The organism is Thermotalea metallivorans (assembly GCF_001562415.1).
Taxonomy (GTDB): domain Bacteria; phylum Bacillota; class Clostridia; order Peptostreptococcales; family Thermotaleaceae; genus Thermotalea; species Thermotalea metallivorans.
In genome coordinates this window covers 1-716 of sequence record NZ_LOEE01000025.1, presented here as the reverse complement: position 1 = coordinate 716, position 716 = coordinate 1, and the positions used below count along the sequence as shown (strand labels likewise).

Genomic DNA, 716 nt, shown 5'->3' with positions numbered 1-716 from the left:
TTTCTCTACTTCTTGATCTAATGCGGTTTTGGAGAAAACAAGTTTTTCCAGAGAAAATCTTCTAAGACAGATACGAAGCCTTTCGAAGCTAAGTTCTGATGTCCAAGGGGTATCCCCTGGATTGTCATAAATATGAAGCCAACTACTGTTAGAATATTTTAACAGTGCTATTTTTTCAATACTATAGGCTACAGCTACAAGATGCACAAATCTGAATGTGGGTAGTAAAGATTGATGCTGATAATCTCCTAGCCCTAAGTGCCGCTTCATATCCCTGATGGCTACTTCGATGGAAAACCGTGCACCGTAAATTTCTATGATCTGAGCTGGAGTTAGCGTCATATCTGTATTAATCAGTGCAGTTGCACTACTACCAATTTTAGTAACCACGACCCGTACTTTACGGTCAAGATCCAATAACAACAAGTCTTTTACTACAACCTCAATGGTTTTAATTTCACCATACAAGCATACAGATACCAATTGAATAGGGATTCTTTGCAATAAGGCTAGTGTCATAAGCTAGCAGCAATGCTCCATGGACTATACAGCTATCCGGAAACAACTCTACAAGCTTATAAAACAGCTGTTTCATGATGCCCATGCAATCCCATTGGTTTTTACTTAAAAATCGTTCCCAGCTTGCAAGATGCTTCTTGTAAAAGAAACAATATCTATATATATTTCTGGTAGTCTTTTTACCTTCAGTCACTAGA

1 protein-coding gene is annotated in these 716 nt (G+C 38.0%); it reads right to left on the bottom strand.

The window, feature by feature from the left end; all coding sequences use genetic code 11:
* Positions 1 to 519, bottom strand: a 519-nt coding sequence (locus AN619_RS04395) for a transposase (protein WP_157064908.1), incomplete at its 3' end; no start/stop codon positions are given.
* Between the last annotated feature and the right edge of the window lie 197 nt (positions 520 to 716).